Source organism: Halobacterium sp. CBA1126, from assembly GCF_009741975.1.
In the GTDB taxonomy this organism is placed as follows: Archaea; Halobacteriota; Halobacteria; order Halobacteriales; family Halobacteriaceae; genus Halobacterium.
This window is the reverse complement of record NZ_WPCF01000022.1, coordinates 16148-31621: the sequence shown is the minus strand read 5'-3', so window position 1 is coordinate 31621 and position 15474 is coordinate 16148. Positions and strand designations below refer to the sequence as shown.

At 71.5% G+C, this 15474-nt stretch carries 19 protein-coding genes and 2 pseudogenes; 8 read left to right on the top strand and 13 right to left on the bottom strand.

All coding sequences use genetic code 11. From position 1 onward, the window contains the following. On the top strand, positions 1 to 711 hold a 711-nt coding region (locus GJ634_RS04955), incomplete at its 5' end, for a PLP-dependent cysteine synthase family protein (protein WP_157500781.1). Here the strand turns inward: GJ634_RS04955 and GJ634_RS04950 are convergent. Beyond that, complete coding sequence (locus GJ634_RS04950) at positions 712 to 1896, bottom strand: HD domain-containing protein (RefSeq protein ID WP_157500779.1); 1185 nt, start codon at positions 1894 to 1896, stop codon at positions 712 to 714. It lies immediately after the preceding gene. A gap of 231 nt (positions 1897 to 2127) precedes the next feature. Here GJ634_RS04950 and GJ634_RS04945 point away from each other — a divergent pair, with 231 nt between their 5' ends. Beyond that, positions 2128 to 2817 (top strand): type 1 glutamine amidotransferase, encoded by a 690-nt coding sequence (locus GJ634_RS04945; RefSeq protein ID WP_157500777.1) that lies wholly within the window; start codon positions 2128 to 2130, stop codon positions 2815 to 2817. On the opposite strand, the gene GJ634_RS04940 is transcribed toward GJ634_RS04945, so the two are convergent. Together GJ634_RS04940 and GJ634_RS04935 are read right to left on the bottom strand one after the other, a co-directional pair. Continuing rightward, entirely contained in the window at positions 2814 to 3185 is a 372-nt protein-coding gene (locus tag GJ634_RS04940) for a DCC1-like thiol-disulfide oxidoreductase family protein (protein ID WP_157500775.1), read from the bottom strand. The genes GJ634_RS04945 and GJ634_RS04940 overlap by 4 nt on opposite strands. 42 nt (positions 3186 to 3227) lie before the next feature. Continuing rightward, positions 3228 to 3731: a cupin domain-containing protein gene (locus tag GJ634_RS04935; protein WP_157500773.1), complete on the bottom strand. Its 504-nt coding sequence runs from the start codon at positions 3729 to 3731 to the stop codon at positions 3228 to 3230. Positions 3732 to 3816: 85 nt separating this feature from the next. Here GJ634_RS04935 and GJ634_RS04930 point away from each other — a divergent pair, with 85 nt between their 5' ends. Beyond that, positions 3817 to 4134, top strand: a complete 318-nt coding sequence (locus GJ634_RS04930; protein WP_059058003.1) for a ferredoxin family protein — start codon at positions 3817 to 3819, stop codon at positions 4132 to 4134. 36 nt (positions 4135 to 4170) lie between these two features. On the opposite strand, the gene GJ634_RS15330 is transcribed toward GJ634_RS04930, so the two are convergent. Then, complete coding sequence (locus tag GJ634_RS15330) at positions 4171 to 4332, bottom strand: DUF6757 family protein (RefSeq protein WP_167244240.1); 162 nt, start codon at positions 4330 to 4332, stop codon at positions 4171 to 4173. A 62-nt stretch (positions 4333 to 4394) separates the two neighbouring features. Further along, positions 4395 to 5195 carry a PHP domain-containing protein gene (locus tag GJ634_RS04925; protein ID WP_157500771.1) on the bottom strand — a complete coding sequence of 267 codons (801 nt, stop codon included), beginning with the start codon at positions 5193 to 5195 and terminating at the stop codon, positions 4395 to 4397. Positions 5196 to 5331: 136 nt separating this feature from the next. Between GJ634_RS04925 and GJ634_RS04920 the strand changes: the two genes are divergently transcribed. After that, positions 5332 to 5616 carry a DUF5789 family protein gene (locus GJ634_RS04920; protein WP_157500770.1) on the top strand — a complete coding sequence of 95 codons (285 nt, stop codon included), beginning with the start codon at positions 5332 to 5334 and terminating at the stop codon, positions 5614 to 5616. A gap of 66 nt (positions 5617 to 5682) precedes the next feature. Continuing rightward, entirely contained in the window at positions 5683 to 5856 is a 174-nt protein-coding gene (locus GJ634_RS15325; RefSeq protein ID WP_231736941.1) for a DUF5786 family protein, read from the top strand. A 5-nt stretch (positions 5857 to 5861) separates the two neighbouring features. On the opposite strand, the gene GJ634_RS04915 is transcribed toward GJ634_RS15325, so the two are convergent. The 3 genes from GJ634_RS04915 to GJ634_RS04905 are packed head-to-tail and all read right to left on the bottom strand — an operon-like array spanning position 5862 to position 8340. Next, on the bottom strand, positions 5862 to 6554 hold the full coding sequence (locus tag GJ634_RS04915; RefSeq protein ID WP_157500769.1) for a hypothetical protein: 693 nt from the start codon (positions 6552 to 6554) through the stop codon (positions 5862 to 5864). Beyond that, positions 6547 to 7449 (bottom strand): NAD(P)H-binding protein, encoded by a 903-nt coding sequence (locus tag GJ634_RS04910; RefSeq protein WP_157500768.1) that lies wholly within the window; start codon positions 7447 to 7449, stop codon positions 6547 to 6549. Before GJ634_RS04910 ends, GJ634_RS04915 begins: the two co-directional genes overlap by 8 nt. A gap of 24 nt (positions 7450 to 7473) precedes the next feature. Further along, complete coding sequence (locus GJ634_RS04905) at positions 7474 to 8340, bottom strand: YkgJ family cysteine cluster protein (RefSeq protein WP_157500767.1); 867 nt, start codon at positions 8338 to 8340, stop codon at positions 7474 to 7476. A gap of 58 nt (positions 8341 to 8398) precedes the next feature. Here GJ634_RS04905 and GJ634_RS04900 point away from each other — a divergent pair, with 58 nt between their 5' ends. Then, positions 8399 to 8596, top strand: a complete 198-nt coding sequence (locus GJ634_RS04900; protein WP_157500766.1) for a hypothetical protein — start codon at positions 8399 to 8401, stop codon at positions 8594 to 8596. Here the strand turns inward: GJ634_RS04900 and GJ634_RS04895 are convergent. The 3 genes and pseudogenes from GJ634_RS04895 to GJ634_RS16420 all read right to left on the bottom strand — a co-directional run bounded on the left by GJ634_RS04895 (position 8593) and on the right by GJ634_RS16420 (position 9898). Next, positions 8593 to 8817: a helix-turn-helix transcriptional regulator gene (locus tag GJ634_RS04895; RefSeq protein ID WP_331713999.1), complete on the bottom strand. Its 225-nt coding sequence runs from the start codon at positions 8815 to 8817 to the stop codon at positions 8593 to 8595. The genes GJ634_RS04900 and GJ634_RS04895 overlap by 4 nt on opposite strands. Before the next feature lie 5 nt (positions 8818 to 8822). After that, positions 8823 to 9143: pseudogene (locus GJ634_RS04890) on the bottom strand (DUF2178 domain-containing protein); the annotation flags it as partial. A gap of 224 nt (positions 9144 to 9367) precedes the next feature. Then, positions 9368 to 9898, bottom strand: a complete 531-nt coding sequence (locus GJ634_RS16420; RefSeq protein ID WP_331713998.1) for an amphi-Trp domain-containing protein — start codon at positions 9896 to 9898, stop codon at positions 9368 to 9370. Positions 9899 to 9989: 91 nt separating this feature from the next. Here GJ634_RS16420 and GJ634_RS04880 point away from each other — a divergent pair, with 91 nt between their 5' ends. Beyond that, positions 9990 to 11783: an ATP-dependent DNA helicase gene (locus GJ634_RS04880; RefSeq protein ID WP_331713997.1), complete on the top strand. Its 1794-nt coding sequence runs from the start codon at positions 9990 to 9992 to the stop codon at positions 11781 to 11783. A 122-nt stretch (positions 11784 to 11905) separates the two neighbouring features. On the opposite strand, the gene GJ634_RS15935 is transcribed toward GJ634_RS04880, so the two are convergent. Beyond that, positions 11906 to 12949 (bottom strand): class I SAM-dependent methyltransferase family protein, encoded by a 1044-nt coding sequence (locus tag GJ634_RS15935; RefSeq protein WP_331713996.1) that lies wholly within the window; start codon positions 12947 to 12949, stop codon positions 11906 to 11908. Continuing rightward, a complete protein-coding gene (locus tag GJ634_RS15930; RefSeq protein WP_231736940.1) occupies positions 12946 to 14094 on the bottom strand; it encodes a 60S ribosomal export protein NMD3 in 1149 nt (382 codons plus the stop codon). The genes GJ634_RS15935 and GJ634_RS15930 overlap by 4 nt, the downstream gene beginning before the upstream one ends. 129 nt (positions 14095 to 14223) lie before the next feature. On the opposite strand from GJ634_RS15930, the pseudogene radA reads away from it, so the two are divergent. Continuing rightward, positions 14224 to 15254 (top strand): annotated as a pseudogene (radA, locus tag GJ634_RS04870) (DNA repair and recombination protein RadA). The last annotated feature ends 220 nt before the right edge of the window (positions 15255 to 15474 follow it).

The following is a 15474-nucleotide window of genomic DNA, read 5'->3' as shown; positions in this document are numbered from 1 at the left end:
ACCAGCGGGAACACGGGCATCGGGCTGGCGTCGGTGGCGGCGGCGCGGGGCTACGACTGCGTGCTGACGATGCCCGCGTCGATGTCCGAGGAGCGGCGCGCGCTCCTGCGGGCGCTGGGCGCGGACCTCGAGTTGACGCCCGCCGACGAGGGGATGGGCGGCGCGAACGAGCGCGCCGCGGAGCTCGCCGACGAGCGCGAGGACGCGATACTCGCGCAGCAGTTCGAGAACCCCGCGAACGCCCGCGCGCACCGCCGGACGACCGGCCCGGAAATCTACGAGGGCACCGGCGGCGCGGTCGACGCCGTCGTCGCGGGCGTCGGCACCGGCGGCACCGTCACCGGCGTCGGCCGCTACCTCGCCGAGGACGAGGGCGCGGACGTGACGATGGTGGCGGTCGAGCCGGCGGCGTCGCCGACGCTCTCCGAGCGCAGCGACGCGAGCCACGACATCCAGGGCATCGGCCCGGGGTTCGTCCCGGACGTGCTGGACACAGCGGTCGTCGACGAGGTGCGCGGCGTCGGCGACGAGGAAGCCAAGGAGGCGGCGAGGCGGGTCGGCCGCGAGGAGGGGCTGCTCGTCGGCGTCTCCGCGGGCGCGGCGGTCGCGGCGGGCGCAGAGTACGCCCGCGAGCACCCCGACGAGACGGTCGTGGCGGTGCTGCCGGACGGCGGCGAGCGGTACCTCTCGACGGACCTCTTCGAGGCCTGACTACCCCTCGGTGGTGTCCCCGACGCCGGCGAGGCCGAGCACGCGCTCGGCGGCGGCCGCGACTTCGGGGACGTGCTCGTCGGGCGCGTAGACGCCGAATCGCCACTGCACGCGCTGGGACTCCTGCAGGCCCTGCACGAGCGGGGACTGCTGGTCGAGCGGGCGGACCTCGTCGCCGACGACGACGCGCGCGGAGGACTCGGGCATCGACGGGTGGCCGGGGTTGTCCACGACGACCGCGCGCTCGGGGACGCCGGCGGCGTCGGCGATGTCGCGCTCGAACGCGCGGACGGCCTCGTAGTCGGCGTCCACGACGTCGCCGGGGACGTCGTCGCGTTCGGCCCAGACGGCGCGCTTGTAGAGGTCGCGTTCGGTGATGCGGCGGGCGGCGTCGGCGGTGGGGTCGTGCTCGCGGAGCGCGCCGAGCAGTTCGGCGTCGGTCATGCGCGCGAACGACTCGGGGTCGATTGCGGCGGCGTCGAGGAGGCGTTCGCCCGCGCGGTCGAGCATCGACCCCGCGATGCGGGAGACGTGGTGGCGGTAGACGGTCGCGTTCATGAGCGCGCGCCCCACCAGCAGGGACTCGGCGGTGGCGACGTTGCCCTCCGCGAGCACGAGGTCGTCGCCGCGGAAGGTGAGCGCGCGCAGCAGGCGGCCGTAGTCGATGGTGCCGTAGGGGACGCCGGTGTGGTGGGCGTCCCGCACGAGGTAGTCCATGCGGTCGACGTCCAGCTCCCCGGCGACGAGCTGGCCGAGCTTGCCGTCGCCGCGGACGGCGGCGGCGACCCGGTCGGGGTCGAGGCCGTGGTCGCGGAGGACGTCGCCGACGTCGCCGTCGACGAGGAGGTGGGCGACGTCGTCGTGGTGGCGGCCGAGGCGGCGCTGGATGATGCCCTCGGTCTGGTGGCCGTAGGGGCCGTGGCCGACGTCGTGGAGGAGCGCGGCGGCGCGCACGCGGTCGGCGCGCGCGCCGGTGACGTCGAGGTGGGCGAGCGCGCGGTCGGCGAGGTGGTAGACGCCCAGCGAGTGCTCGAAGCGCGTGTGGTTCGCGGAGGGGTAGACGAGCCGGATCGTCGAGAGCTGCTTGATGTGCCGCAGGCGCTGGACGGCGGGGGTGTCCAGCAGGGCTTCGGCGACGCCGTCGACCTCCACCCAGTCGTGTACGCTGTCCTTGATGGCGCGCATCCTACTCCCGAGGAGGGGACGAGCGCACCAAAGGTGGTTCGGAGACGCGGCAACGGTTTGCCTCGTCCCGTGGAGTTATGTCCGTGTGCGACAGACGATACCACGCAGCGAATCGCACAGTCCAACCATCGGCGGGAGAGGCGGAGACGGCCTGTCATCCCCGTCTCCGACACTGCGACAGCACGTGTGGGTGCCGAAACGCCTTTTGACCGCGGACGACTTCGAACGTCTATGAGCCGGCCACGCGTCGCGTTGCTGAACGCGGCCCACGACCCCACTGACACCGCGCGGAACTTCCGCCGGGAGCTCGACGCGGAGCTGGTGGAGTTCCACGTCACGGACGGCGACCTCCCCGCCGACCACGACTTCGACGGCGTGGTCGTCACGGGGTCGCGGTCGTCGGTGTACTGGGACGAGGACTGGATCGACCCGCTCGTGGCGTACGTCGCGGACTGCCACGACGCGGGCGTCCCCGTCCTCGGCGTGTGTTTCGGGCACCAGGTCGTCGCGGCGGCGCTCGGCGGGCGCGTCGACGACATGGGCGAGTACGAGATCGGCTACCGGGACGTCCAGCGGGTCGCCGACGACCCCCTCTTCGACGGCATCGACGAGACGTTCCGGGTGTTCACGACGCACTCGGACGCGGTCGTGGAGCTGCCGCCGGGCGCCCGGCTGCTCGCGGAGAACGACTACGGCGTCCACGCGTTCCGGCTCGGCGAGTCCGTGGGCGTCCAGTTCCACCCCGAGTACGACACGGAGACCGCGGCGGACGTCACCACGCGGAAGGACGAGCTCGCCGACGAGCGCAAGCGGGAGGTACTGGACGGCATCACGCCGGAGAACTACGCGGCGGCCTGCGAGGCCAAGCGGCTGTTCGAGAACTTCACGCAGTCGCTGACCCGGCCGAAGGCCGCGGACTAGCTGCGGGCGGGCGGCTCGTCGCGGACGATTTTTCCGAGGAGGTCGCGGTTGTCTGCGCCCCAGCGGTAGAGCCGCTCGCGCAGGTCCGCGTAGCCCGGCGCCTCGCGCAGCACGTCGAAGACGGGCGCGAGCGCGGGGAAGTCGTGGGCGAGCGTGCGCTCGATGGCGGCGCCCGCGGAGTAGACGGCGTCGTCGGTGAGGAGGTGTGCGGACTGCTCGTAGTCGTCGGGGAGCCGCGCGAGCTGGTCGGGGGAGAGCTCGGTGAACCCGACGATTTCGACGTCGCCGTGGCGCTCGGCGAAGTGCGCACACCACGTGCAGAACCCGCAGTCGTCGTCGAAGACGAGCCGCGGCGCGTGCTCGGTCATACCCGAGGGTAGGGGCGGGGGGACAAGAAAGCCGTCGGCCCGTCAGTCGAAGCGGCCGGTGACCGCGCCGCAGGCCTCGCAGACCGCGCGAATCTCGGAGTGGTCGTCCGCGAGCTCGATTTTTTGGGTGGTGGTCTCCCCGCAGGCCTCGCACTCGCGGAGAATCTCGGTGTCGCCGGCGTCCTGCGGCGCGCCGACGGCGAGCGCGCGGACGCGCTCGCTGCCGCGGTTGACGCCGCGCTGGAACTCGCCGGGGCCGAAGCGCACGAGCTCGCCCGCCGCCACCTCGGTCTCGTCGGCCTCGACGGCGGCGTCGTCCGGGGACTGCTGGACGTCGAGGGTCTCGAACGTGACCGTGCCCTCGAGCACGTAGAAGAACTCCTCCTGGCTGGCGTGGCTGTGGAGGCCGTACGCGAAACTGTCGCCCTCGTCGAGTTCGTAGTAGTTGAGCGCGGCGTCGGCGGCGCCGAGGGCGTCCGTCAGCGGGACGTTCCGGTCGGCTGGCCCCATCCGGGAGTCGAGGTCGTCGAGGCGGACCTTTCGCATGTGCGTGGAGACGCCGCGAGTTCGGATAAGCCTGACCCGACGGCCTCCCGCTGGGTTGATACCGCCGGCCGCCCGACTCGTTGGTATGGCAATCGACCCGCAGTTCACGGAGAACCGCGAGCAGGTGGACACGCACAAGGGCCACGACGTCTGGGGGCCGGTCGAGGAGCCCGAGAAGCTCGGGATTCACGGCACGCACGTCGCCGTCGACTTCGACATCTGTCTGGCGGACGGCGCCTGCCTCGAGGACTGCCCCGTCGACGTCTTCGAGTGGGTGGAGACGCCCGGTCACCCGGAGTCCGAGAAGAAGGCCGACCCGGCGAACGAGACCCAGTGCATCGACTGCATGCTCTGCGTGGACGTCTGTCCGGTCGACGCGATCGACGTCGACGCGAGCCGATAAGGAGGGGCGGTCGTCGCGGGGGCGCTGCGGGGACCGCTACGACCGTTCGATCTCGAGCTGCTCTCGGAGCTGCTGGAGGGCGTCGCTGTCGGAGAGCTCGTCGAGCCGCTCCTGGAAGTGCTCCTCGCAGACGCCGACCTTCAGGCCGCCCTTCTCGACGGTGAGGTCCGCGTCCCGGTCGCAGTAGTGACACTGCATACGCCACCGTTCGGCCCACAGCTACCTGAACCTCACGGCACCGGCACGCACCCGTCCGCGGCTCAGAGCCGCGCGCGGAGGTCGGCGTACGCGGCCTCGTCGAGGCCGTCCTTGCCGAGTTCGCGGCCGTGGGCGTCGCTCCCGCCGGCGGGGAGGAGGTCGTACTCCTCGATGGCCGCTTCGACGAGCGCGCGGCCGCCGTCGTCGGCGTCGCGGCCGACGGGCCGGTCGTAGGGGTAGTGGAGTTCGACGGCGTCGAGGGACTCGCAGCGAGCGAGCGCGGCCTCCGGGTCGGGGTAGCGCAGGGGGTGGGCGAGGCCGACGACGCCGCAGGCATCCGCGAGCAGGTCGGCGCCGAACGCGAAGTCGGGGACGTCGCGCGCGACGAAACAGGGGCCGTCGTTGCCGATGAGGTCCGCGAAGACGGCGTCTGGGGCGTCGTAGTCGGTGTCCGGGTGGGCGACGACGGCGCGGGCGACGTGCGGGCGGCCGAGGCCCTCACGGGGCTCGAGGGCGAGGGAGACGCCGAGTTCGGCTTCGACGTTCTCGATGATGGCGCGGCCGCGGGCGACGCGGTCGCGCTGGATGCGCTCGGTCTCCGCGCGGAGCTCCTCCGTGGGGGTGACGCCGTAGCCGAGGAGGTCGAGGCGCTGGTCGCCGGCGTCCACGCGGAGTTCGATGCCGGCGACGACTTCGACGCCGTCGCGCTCGGTCACCGGGGCGTCGAGGGCCGGGTGGAGGCGGTCGTGGTCGGTGACGGCGACGGCGCTCACGCCGGCCTCGCGGGCGGCCGCGGGCACCTCGTCGAGCGTGAGCGTGCCGTCCGAGCGCTGCGTGTGGACGTGGAGGTCCGCGTACACCATACTTGGTGGGGAGGGCGCCGCCACCTAAACCACGCGGTGTGGGCCGGCGTGGCGTACAGTCGACCTTAAACAAATTAAATTCTTCATTATCGTTCATGGGCAACGTACTTGTGTATCGTGAAAGTTCGTGATGTTGATGACACTCCGAGAGACCGCCGACGTCCTCGCGTCGCAGAGCTACCCGCTGACCGCCGACGAGCTGGCCGACGCCATCGGGGACCACGAGCTGGCCCACCCCGACGGCAGCGAGACCCTCGAGTCGGTCATCGAGCGCACCGGCGAGACGCGCTTCGAGGACGCTCAGGACGCCACGTTCGCGGTGTACAGCGCGCTCGACGCCGACGCGGTCGGCCGGGTCGGCTACAGCGACCGCGACCCGACGCCGATGGGGACCGACGGCCCCACGCAGGTCTCGTTCTAGACCGCGGGGGTCGTGAACGTCCGTTACATTCATAGTGCCAAATCGCCAAGGGTGAGTGTAGTTACCATGTCTATGGGTGCCTATGACGAGCACGAACACGAGCGCCGCGAAGCGAAGACCAACAACGTCGAGGTCGCCGACGACGACACCCGCACGACCTACGAGGGGTCCGTGGAGTTCGAGGACGGCGACTCCGCGGAGGACCTCCTCGACCAGTTCCAGCAGTTGCAGTCGAAGTAGCCGTCCTATTTTGTTGCGAGCAGCGCGCCGGTAGCGACGAGCACGACCGCGGCGACGTGGCCGGCGACCGCGACCACCAGCGGCGGGTGCGTCCAGACGAACGGCAGCAGGACCGACTGGACGGCGCCGAACGCCAGCGTCCGCCGGTCGACCGCGCGCAGGACGGCGGCGGTGTCGGCGTCGAACTCGTAGGTCAGCGACCGCCAGAGCGCGACCACGGCCGCCCACCAGCCCGTGCCGATGCGGTAGCAGACGTCCCAGAGCACGAGCAGCGCGAACGCCGCGGGGACCGCGGGCGGGCGCTCGCCGAGCAGCGCCGCGAACAGCGTCGCGCCGTCCCGCGGGTCGTAGACGAACAGGTACGTGAGCAGGGCGACGTACGCGACGACGCCGAGCACCACCTCGATGCTGGACGCGAACAGCAGCCGCCGGTAACGGACCGGCACGCCGGGGTTACGGGCGCGCCGCCCGATGTCGAGCATGAACGCGCTGCCCGCGGCGGCGACGGCGACGGCGGCGGTCCCCGGCAGAATCGCCCCCGGGAGGTCGTAGGCGAACGCGAGCGCGAGCAGGACCGCCTCGAAGCCCGCGAACTGGACGACGACGACGGTCCGGTCCGAGACGTCGACGCCGGGAATCGCGCCGACGATGCTCTCGTACACCCACGCCTCGCCGTAGACCGCGCGGTCGTCACCCATCGACGGCCTCCCCGTACTCGCGGAGCGCGCGCCGCGCGGCGTCCTCGAACGGCGTCAGTTCGACGGGAATCACGTCCCGGATGGCGTGGTCGGTGACGATTACGGGGTTCTTCAGCCCGTGAATCAGGGGGTGGGCGACCGAGCGCGGCACGTCGGTCACGAGGTCCACCCAGTACGTCGAGAGGCGGGGCGAGAGCACGGGCACGGGGACGACGACGAGGTGCTTGCCCGCGAGCTCGGCGGTGCGTTCGAGCATCGTCTCGTAGGACAGCACCTGCGGGCCGCCGACCTCGTAGGTCTCGCCGGCGGTCTCGGGGTGGTCGAGGACGCCCGCGAGGTAGGCGACGACGTCGCTGACGGCGATGGGCTGGCAGGGCGTGCGCACCCACTTCGGCGTCACCATCACGGGGAGCTTGTTCACGAGCTGGTAGACGACGTCGAAGCCGGCGCTGCCCGCGCCGACGATGACGGCCGCGCGCAGCGTCGTGAGGTCGAAGGCGGCGTCCGCGAGCACGGCCTCGACCTCCCTGCGGGAGGCGAGGTGCGGGGAGAGGTCGTCGCCGGTCTCCCCGAGGCCGCCGAGGTAGACGACTCGGTCGACGCCGGCGGCGTCCGCGGCCGCCGCGAAGTTCCGGGCGGCGCGGCGGTCCCGCTCCGCGAAGTCGCCGCCGGAGCCCATCGAGTGGACGAGGTAGTAGGCGGCGTCGACGCCGTCGAAGGCGCCGGAGAGCGAGTCCGCGTCGAGCAGGTCGCCCGCGACCACGTCGACGCCGTCGGGGGCGTCGTAGCGCTCTGGGTCGCGGACGAGCGCGCGGACGTCGTGACCGGCGGCGACGAGTTCGGGGACGAGGTGGCCGCCGACGAAGCCGGTGGCACCAGTGACGAGCACGCGCATACCGGACCGTCGGCCCGCGGCCGCTTAACTGTCGAGGGCGTCCCAGCCGGGCGTCCCGGGCGCACCCCGGGATTCCTCGACGACCGCTCCCAGTTCGGGGTCGGGGTCGTCGGCGGCGCGCTCGCGCCACTCGCGGGCGGCCGCGCCGACCCACGAGTCGGCGTTCACGGCGGTCTCGTAGGCCCGTTCGCGCTTGTTCGGCTCGACGGCGGTGGTGCCGGGCGCGCTCGCGGCGGCGACGGCGACGAAGCGCGCGCGGTCCTCGTCGGTGAGGTCGCCCGCCGTGAGGCGGTCGAAGAAACCGTCGGTGAGGTCGTCGGGGTCGGGGTACGCGAACACCTTCTCGCCGACCGCCTCCGGACCGAACAGCAGCGACGACTGCTCCGCGGGCGGGTCGTCGCCGAGCAGGCGGTCGCCGCCGACGTGGCGCTCGACGCGCTCGCACTCCGTGTCCACGTCGAGCGCGAGGTTGTGGCCGGGGTACTCCGCGCACTCCGCGGGGTAGACGTCGCTGTCGTGGATGCGACACTGCAGGGTCTCGGGGTCGAGGAACGCACACGACGGCAGCCACGACGCGTCGGCGTCGAACGGCGCGACGGGCTTCGGGACCTTCCGGATACCGACGAAGAACGCGGGCTTTCCGGCGATTGCGGCGACCTCGCGGCCGTCGACTTCGACGCTCGGGCCGTCGCGGGCCTCCCAGAGCCGGGGCGTGAGCGCGTCCGCGAGGCCGGCGTCCAGGAACGCGCGCACGTCCTCGCGGGTGAGCGGCACGAGGTTGTACGTGTCGTCGAGCGGGCGCTGGGGGCCGCGGCGCTCGTGGTCGGGGACGTCCGCGAGCGGGCGCCAGTCGACGCAGCAGCCGGCGCAGTTCTCGCAGTCGACCTCCATACGGGAACGTCGGCGTCGCGGGCCGAAAGGGTTTGGCCGCGCGCCCCCAAGCGTGGGTATGAGCGAGCGCTGCGAGGGCTGCGGGGACGGCGTCCGGGTCGCCGGCGGCATCGGCGACATCTGGACGATGGACCCGACGGGGACCGGCGGGATGACCCTCGAGTTCACTGACGACTCGGAGTTCTTCCTCTGTTTCGACTGCATCGACGCGCTCCCCGACGAGCCGACCGCGGGGGACGTGGCGGCGCTGGACTAGTCGAGGTCCGAGACCGTGGCGTCGAGGTCGACGGCCGGGGTGAACAGCTCCTCGACGGACACCTCGAAGAACGCCGCGAGCTTGAACACGAGTTCGACGGAGGGGTCGTAGCGGTCGCCCTCGACGGCGTTGACGGTCTGGCGCGTGACGTCGAGGCGTTCTGCGAGCTCGCGCTGGCTGAGGCCGTGGCGTTCGCGGTGCTCGCGCAGGGCGTTCTCCACCGCGGTCACCTCCGCCGCCGGAGCGCGAACAGGAGGCCGGCGTACGTGAGGTACAGCGCCGCGACCGAGAGCGCGACGGCGCTGGACGCGGGCCCCCACTCGAAGTAGCCGAGCCCCCACGCGGCCGTGAGCGCGGGGAAGACGCCCGCGGACGCCCACCCGAAGGCGGTGAGCGTGAGCTGGGCGGCCTCTTGCGCGAGCGCCTCGTCGCGCTCGTCGAAAACCGTGCGCTCGGTCCGCGAGTGGACCGCGACCACCGCGACCATGGCGACGGCGTAGACGCCGACGCCGACTAGCGGCCGGTTCAGTACGGTGAACGCGCCGAGCGCGAGGCCCGCGACGCCGGCGAGCGCGCCGACGACCTTGCGGACTTGGGCGGACGCTCGAGGACGCTCACGGGCGAGACACCTCCGCGGCCGCGTCGGCTGTTCGACTCCGTTCGTGCGTGGCGTGGGTTGCGGACATCTGGGTCACCTCGAACGCCCCGTAAAGAGCGTTTTACAGTAAAACGTGTTTTACACAGTAAAATAAGTTTTACGCCGGTCCGGGGTCAGTCCTCGCGGACCGCCGCGCCCGGAGCGTTCCGCATCACGCTGCGCAGCCCCTTCCACGCGTTGTGCCTGCGCGTGTACCCCTCGCCGCTGGTCGCGATGACGTTGCCGTTCCGGTGGCGGAGCCGCCAGCGGTACTCCTCGGCGCGGTCCCGGAACACCTCGAAGCGCGCCAGCGACTCCACGGGCGCCGCGGCGCCCACCGGCGACTCCGGCACGGGCTCGGCGTCGGCCGCTTCGCCTTCGTCCTCGGCTTCGGCGTGTTCGTCCTCCGCGGCCGCGTCGTAGGCTTCGACCGGCTCGCCGCCGTCGGTCGGCCACTCGAGTTCCAGTTCGAGGCTCACCTCGTCGTCGTCGGCCTCCAGTTCCACTTCGAGGGACAGCTCCTCGGGCGGGTCGACGGCGAGGGCGTCGTCGCCCTCGCCCACGCGGATGGAACCGGCGAGCAGGCCGTCGGCGACCCCGCTCAGGACGGCGGCCAGTTCCTCGCGGCTCCCGGTCAGTTCGGTCTCGTAGTCGTGTCGGGTCACGGACGTACTGACGGCGGCCGTCGTGTTAAAGGAGGCCGCCGGGTGGCGCGGAGCGGTGGGGTTAACCCGACGGCGCGCCTGCCATCGGGCAGTGAACCCGGAGCGAATCGTCGCGGAGTTCCCCGCCCCCGAGTTCCGGGGCGCCCAGGAGCGGGCGCTGCGGGACGTCCGCGAGGCGTTCGAGGCGGGCAACGACGTGGTGCTGGTGCGCGCGCCCACCGGCAGCGGGAAGAGCCTCATCGCGCGGGCCATCATGGGCTGCGCGCGCCGCGTCGAGGACGCCGACCCCGTGGACGCGACCGGCGCGTACTACACGACGCCGCAGGTCTCCCAGCTCGACGACGTCGCCGAGGACGACCTGCTCGAGGACCTCAAGCTCATCCGCGGGAAGTCCAACTACACGTGCATCCTCCCGGGCGAGGAGGACACGCCCGTCGACCGCGCGCCCTGCGCCCGCGAGCGCGGCTACGACTGCGCCGTCAAACACCGCTGCCCGTACTTCTCGGACCGCGCCATCGCGTCCTCGCGGGAGTTCGCCGCGATGACGCTGGCGTACTTCATGCGCACCGCGGGCTCGGAGGTGTTCCGCAAGCGCGACGTCTGCGTCGTCGACGAAGCCCACGGGCTCGCGGAGTGGGCGGAGATGTACGCCACCATCGACCTGAACGAGCACACCGTCCCCGTCTGGGAGGACGTCCGCGTGCCGGACGTCGACGGCGACCCCGACGGCGCGGTGAACTTCGCCGAACACCTCGTGCGGACCTGCGAGGGCGCGAAGGACGAACTGCTCGGACAGGACGAACTCACGCCCGAGGAGGCCGCGAAACGCGACCGCCTCCAGGAGCTCATCTCGGAGCTGAACTGGTTCGTCGAGGACTACGAGGACCCCGAGTCCGCGACCACGTGGGTCGTCGACGCCGACGACCAGTCGGTGACGGTGAAGCCGATGGACCCCGAGCGCTACCTCAAGCACACGGTCTGGGACCGCGCGAACAAGCACGCGCTGCTCTCGGCGACCATCCTCAACAAGGAGGCGTTCTGCCGGAGCGTCGGCCTCGACCCGTCGAACGTCGCGCTCGTCGACGTCGAACACACGTTCCCCCTCGAGCACCGCCCGCTGTACGACGTCACGCAGGGGAAGATGACCTACGAGGAGCGCGAGACGACGCTCCCGAAACTGGCCGAGACCGTCGTCCGCGTGATGGCCCGCCATCCCGACGAGAAGGGCATCGTGCACGCCCACTCCTACGACATCGCGGAGAAGCTCGCGGGCCGCCTCGAGGAGTTCGGGGTCGGCGAGCGCGTGCGCACCCACGACTCGGACACCCGGGACGCCGAGCTGGAGCGCTGGAAGGCCAGCGACGACCCGGAGGTGTTCGTCGCGGTGAAGATGGAGGAGGCGCTGGACCTCGCGTACGACCTCGGGCGCTGGCAGGTGCTCTGCAAGGCGCCGTTCCTCAACACGAACGACTCCCGGGTCGCCGCCCGGCTCGCGGACGGCCAGTGGGCGTGGTACTACCGGACGGCGCTGCGCACGGTGATTCAGGCCTGCGGGCGCGTCGTCCGCGCGCCCGATGACCACGGCGCGACCTACGTCGCGGACTCGAGCATCCTCGACCTCTTCGACCGCGCGCGCACCGACATGCCGCCGTGGTTCGAGGACCAGGTCGACGCGATGACGACCCCCGACCTCCCCGAGCCCGACCCCGCGGCCGCGCTCGCCGAGAGCTCGGGCGGCGTCGACCAGGTGGAGCCGACGTACGCCGGCGAGTCGCGTTCGAACACGTCCACGAGCGGGCAGCACACCGCGAGCGACGACCGCGACGACGGCAAGCGCGGGTCCGGCTCCGGGAGCCCGGTCGCGGACGTCTGGGACGCCGAGTAGCTAGAAGAACGAGAGGCCGTAGACGAGCGACGACCCCAGCATCAGCACGGTGAGGAAGATGGCGAGTACTTGGTCCCGCGTCATACCACCGCAGAGGGCGCCGTCCGTCAAAGCCGTACTGGTTACGCGACGCGGGCGTCCAGCACGACGTGGTCGACGCCCGCGCTGTGAGACTTCACGACGCGCCGCGCCTCGATTTCGAGGGCGCGGCCGGCGCGCTCGCAGCCCGCGCGCAGCCGCCGCTCGGGGCGCTCCCAGCGTTCGGCCTCGGGGACGGCGCTGTGGACGTGCAGCACGCCCCCGGAGACGAGGTTCTCGAGCGCGGCGTCCAGATAGCCCGGCCCGCCATCCTCCGTCTCCACGTCGTCGACGGGGCCGCCGCCGAGCGCGTCGTAGTACCCCATCACGACGCGGTCGGCCTCGCTGTCGACCTCGCGGCAGTCCCCGAGCACGCAGTCCAGATTCTCCCCGACGCCGTTGAGCTGGGCGTTCTCCGCGAGGTAGCGGAACGACTCGGGGTTCTTCTCGACGGCCGTCACCTCGGCGCCCGCCCGGGCCATCGGGAGCGCGAAGTAGCCGACGCCCGCGAACATGTCGAGGACGCGCTCGCCGTCGCTCGCGACCTCGCCCATGCGGGCGCGCTCGGCCTTGTTCCCCGGCGCGAACATCACCCGGGAGAGGTCCAGCGCGTACTGCGTGCCGTGCTCGGTGTGGACGGTCTCGGTGTCGCCCTCGCCCGCGACCACGGAGACGTCCGGCTCGCGGTGCTCGCCGTCGATACCGCCGCGGGCGAGCACGGTGTCGGCCTCGCTGTGGAGGTCCAGCAGCGCCTCGCCGACCGCTTCGGGGTTCGGGCAGTCGGTGAAGTCCGCGAGAATCACGGTGCCGACGACCGCCCACGAGGACGGCGCGCGGTCGCGGTCGCGCTCGCTCCACCCGCGCTCGCGGAGCAGGTCGTCGAGGCCGGGCGCGCGCAGTTCGGGGTCGGCCTGCTCGACGGTGCACTCGAAGTCGGTCTCGATCGGGCGCCCCGTGACCGGGAGTTCGACGCGCTCGGCGTCGTGCTCGACGACTTTCCGGCCGTCGTCGTAGACGCCCTCTGCTTCGAGGGCGGCGATGCGGGCCTCGGAGTCGGGTTTCGGGACGACGACGGCGAGGCGCGTCACGCTTCCGGGAGGACGTGGAGGCCGGCGCGGGACTTCAGCGCGGGGACGGTGCTGGCGTCGGCGTCCACGTAGTCCGGGCACGGGACGGTCTTGGACTCGTAGGTCTCGGGGTCGAGAATCTGGACGGCGTTGTCGTCCTCGACGGTGACGACGGTGGCGTCCGTGGCGTCCCCGAGCTCGCCGAGCTTCCGGGCGTCGGGCGCGTCGCCGTCCTCGTAGCTCGCCTCGTAGGGCTCGCCCGTCGTGACGCGGACGCCCTTCAGGTTGCCGTGGACCGAGCGCACGAGCACGGGGCCGCCGTCGTCGTCCGCGAGGTCGATGACGTCGCCGGGCGTGAACTCGGGGAGGCGGACGGCGTAGGTCACGCGGTAGACCTCGTTGCCGTCCTCGTCCTCGGTGACGAGCTTCTCGTGGTCCTCGAAGCCGCCGCCGAACTCCTCGACGAGCTTGTTCGCGAGCTTCAGCCCGATCTTGTTCGTCGAGAGCTTGAGGTCGATGCCGGACTCGGCCTCGGAGACGTCCGTGACGAACGCGTTCCGGTCGCCGGTCTCCTCCATGTCCGCGACGATGCGGTGGGCGAGCTCGGCCGCGCGCTCGGTCTCCTCGCTGGTCGGGTCCCGGCCGACCGCCCGCACCTGCACGATGGACGCGAACGAGTCGCCCGCGATGCGGCCGCAGCGCTTGCACGTCTGGCGGCTCACCTTCACCGGGACGACGACCTCCTCGGTGCGGACCTCGCCGCGGACGACCCCCGAGAACAGGCAGTGCATCCGGATGGTGTTCTGGTCGACCTGCTCGGGGCGGACCTCCCAGTCGACGTCCTCGGCCTCGACGTGGACCGCCAGCGCCTCCGTGGTCTCCTCGATGGCGACGTCGGTGTAGTCCTCCGCGCCGACGTCCACCCAGCGGTTCCCGCGGTGGACGGCGCCGCAGCGCGCGCACACCATCACTTCGATGCGCTCGGGCGCGTCCACGAACTCGAAGTCCTCGAAGTAGCAGGCGTCGCAGAGCGCGCGCTCGCGGCGAGTCACGCCCGCGGACGCCCCCGAGGACTGCTGGCTCGTACGAGCGCCCTCGCGCTCGTCGGCGCCGTCCCCCTCGATGGGGTCGCCACATCGGGGGCAGAAGGTCCCTGCGTCAGTCATACGCCGGTGTAGGCCGCGCTGCCTGTTAAGTTGCCCGTCGTGGGACGGCCGGCCGCCCCGTCCCGCATTTTCACTTTCAGTACGGTGTATACGAGGCTTTATGAGGCGGTGGGGACAATCCACGGGTACATGCCCGAAGCAGACCTCGAGGAACTCCCCGGCGTCGGCCCCGCGACCGCGGAGAAACTCCGAGAGAACGGATTCGAGTCGTTCCAGAGCATCGCCGTCGCGTCCGCCGGCGAGCTCTCCAACACCGCCGACATCGGCGACAGCACCGCCGCGGACGTCATCCAGGGCGCCCGCGAGGCCGCCGACGTCGGCGGGTTCGAGACCGGCGCGGCCGTCCTCGAACGCCGCGAACAGATCGGGAAGCTCACGTGGAACGTCCCCGAGATCGACGAGATGCTCGGCGGCGGCGTCGAGACCCAGTCCATCACCGAAGTGTACGGCGAGTTCGGCGCCGGCAAGTCACAGGTCACCCACCAGCTCTCCGTGAACGTCCAGCTCCCCCAGGAGCAGGGCGGGCTTCGCGGCCGCGCCATCTTCATCGACTCCGAGGACACGTTCCGCCCCGAGCGCATCGACGACATGGTGCGCGGGCTCAGCGACGAACAGCTCCAGGCCGCGATGGACGACCGCGACATCGAGGGCAGTCCCGACGACGAGGAAGCGATGGAGGAGCTCGTCCAGGACTTCCTCGACAAGATCCACGTCGCGAAGGGGTTCAACTCCAACCACCAGATGCTGCTCGCGGAGAAGGCCCAGGACATCGCCAGCGAGTACGAGGACGACGAGTACCCCGTCCGCCTGCTCTGCGTCGACTCGCTGACCGCGCACTTCCGCGCGGAGTACGTCGCCGCGGCGAGCTCGCCGACCGCCAGCAGAAGCTCAACAAACACCTCCACGACCTCGACAAGGTCGGCAACCTCTACAACGCCGCCGTCGTCGTCACCAACCAGGTGCAGTCCAACCCGGACTCGTTCTTCGGCGACCCCACCAAGCCCATCGGCGGCAACATCCTCGGCCACAAGTCCACGTTCCGGATGTACCTCCGGAAGTCCAAGAACGACAAGCGCATCGTCAAGCTCGTCGACGCGCCCAACCTCGCCGACGGCGAGGCCGTCATGCGCGTCCAGGACGGCGGCCTGAAGCCCGAATAGCAGCACCTTTTGCTCTACGGCGCGGCTTCGCCGCGCTCTCTGCTCACGGGCGCGTAGCGCCCGTTCGCACGGCCAGCGAGACCTTCGGTCTCGCTCGGCTGGCAAAAGCTACGCTAAAAGCACTCCTCACCCCCTCTGGGGTTCGTCGGCCTCCGCTCCCTCACTTCGTTCGGTCGCGGAGTGAATCGCGGCGCTCGGGCTTTTCAAGCCGCTCGCACCG

What these genes read in the sequence shown, in the direction of transcription:
- GJ634_RS04910 (WP_157500768.1), bottom strand. Translation starts at nt 7,449, where the DNA reads ATGCGCGTGCTCGTCACTGGTGCCACCGGCTTCGTCGGCGGCCACCTC.
- GJ634_RS04920 (WP_157500770.1), top strand. Translation starts at nt 5,332, where the DNA reads ATGACACTCCGAGAGACCGCCGACGTCCTCGCGTCGCAGAGCTACCCG.
- GJ634_RS15325 (WP_231736941.1), top strand. Translation starts at nt 5,683, where the DNA reads ATGTCTATGGGTGCCTATGACGAGCACGAACACGAGCGCCGCGAAGCG.
- GJ634_RS04935 (WP_157500773.1), bottom strand. Translation starts at nt 3,731, where the DNA reads ATGCGAAAGGTCCGCCTCGACGACCTCGACTCCCGGATGGGGCCAGCC.
- GJ634_RS04930 (WP_059058003.1), top strand. Translation starts at nt 3,817, where the DNA reads ATGGCAATCGACCCGCAGTTCACGGAGAACCGCGAGCAGGTGGACACG.
- GJ634_RS04950 (WP_157500779.1), bottom strand. Translation starts at nt 1,896, where the DNA reads ATGCGCGCCATCAAGGACAGCGTACACGACTGGGTGGAGGTCGACGGC.
- GJ634_RS04925 (WP_157500771.1), bottom strand. Translation starts at nt 5,195, where the DNA reads ATGGTGTACGCGGACCTCCACGTCCACACGCAGCGCTCGGACGGCACG.
- GJ634_RS15330 (WP_167244240.1), bottom strand. Translation starts at nt 4,332, where the DNA reads ATGCAGTGTCACTACTGCGACCGGGACGCGGACCTCACCGTCGAGAAG.
- GJ634_RS15930 (WP_231736940.1), bottom strand. Translation starts at nt 14,094, where the DNA reads ATGACTGACGCAGGGACCTTCTGCCCCCGATGTGGCGACCCCATCGAG.
- GJ634_RS04945 (WP_157500777.1), top strand. Translation starts at nt 2,128, where the DNA reads ATGAGCCGGCCACGCGTCGCGTTGCTGAACGCGGCCCACGACCCCACT.
- GJ634_RS04915 (WP_157500769.1), bottom strand. Translation starts at nt 6,554, where the DNA reads ATGGGTGACGACCGCGCGGTCTACGGCGAGGCGTGGGTGTACGAGAGC.
- GJ634_RS04900 (WP_157500766.1), top strand. Translation starts at nt 8,399, where the DNA reads ATGAGCGAGCGCTGCGAGGGCTGCGGGGACGGCGTCCGGGTCGCCGGC.
- GJ634_RS04940 (WP_157500775.1), bottom strand. Translation starts at nt 3,185, where the DNA reads ATGACCGAGCACGCGCCGCGGCTCGTCTTCGACGACGACTGCGGGTTC.
- GJ634_RS04905 (WP_157500767.1), bottom strand. Translation starts at nt 8,340, where the DNA reads ATGGAGGTCGACTGCGAGAACTGCGCCGGCTGCTGCGTCGACTGGCGC.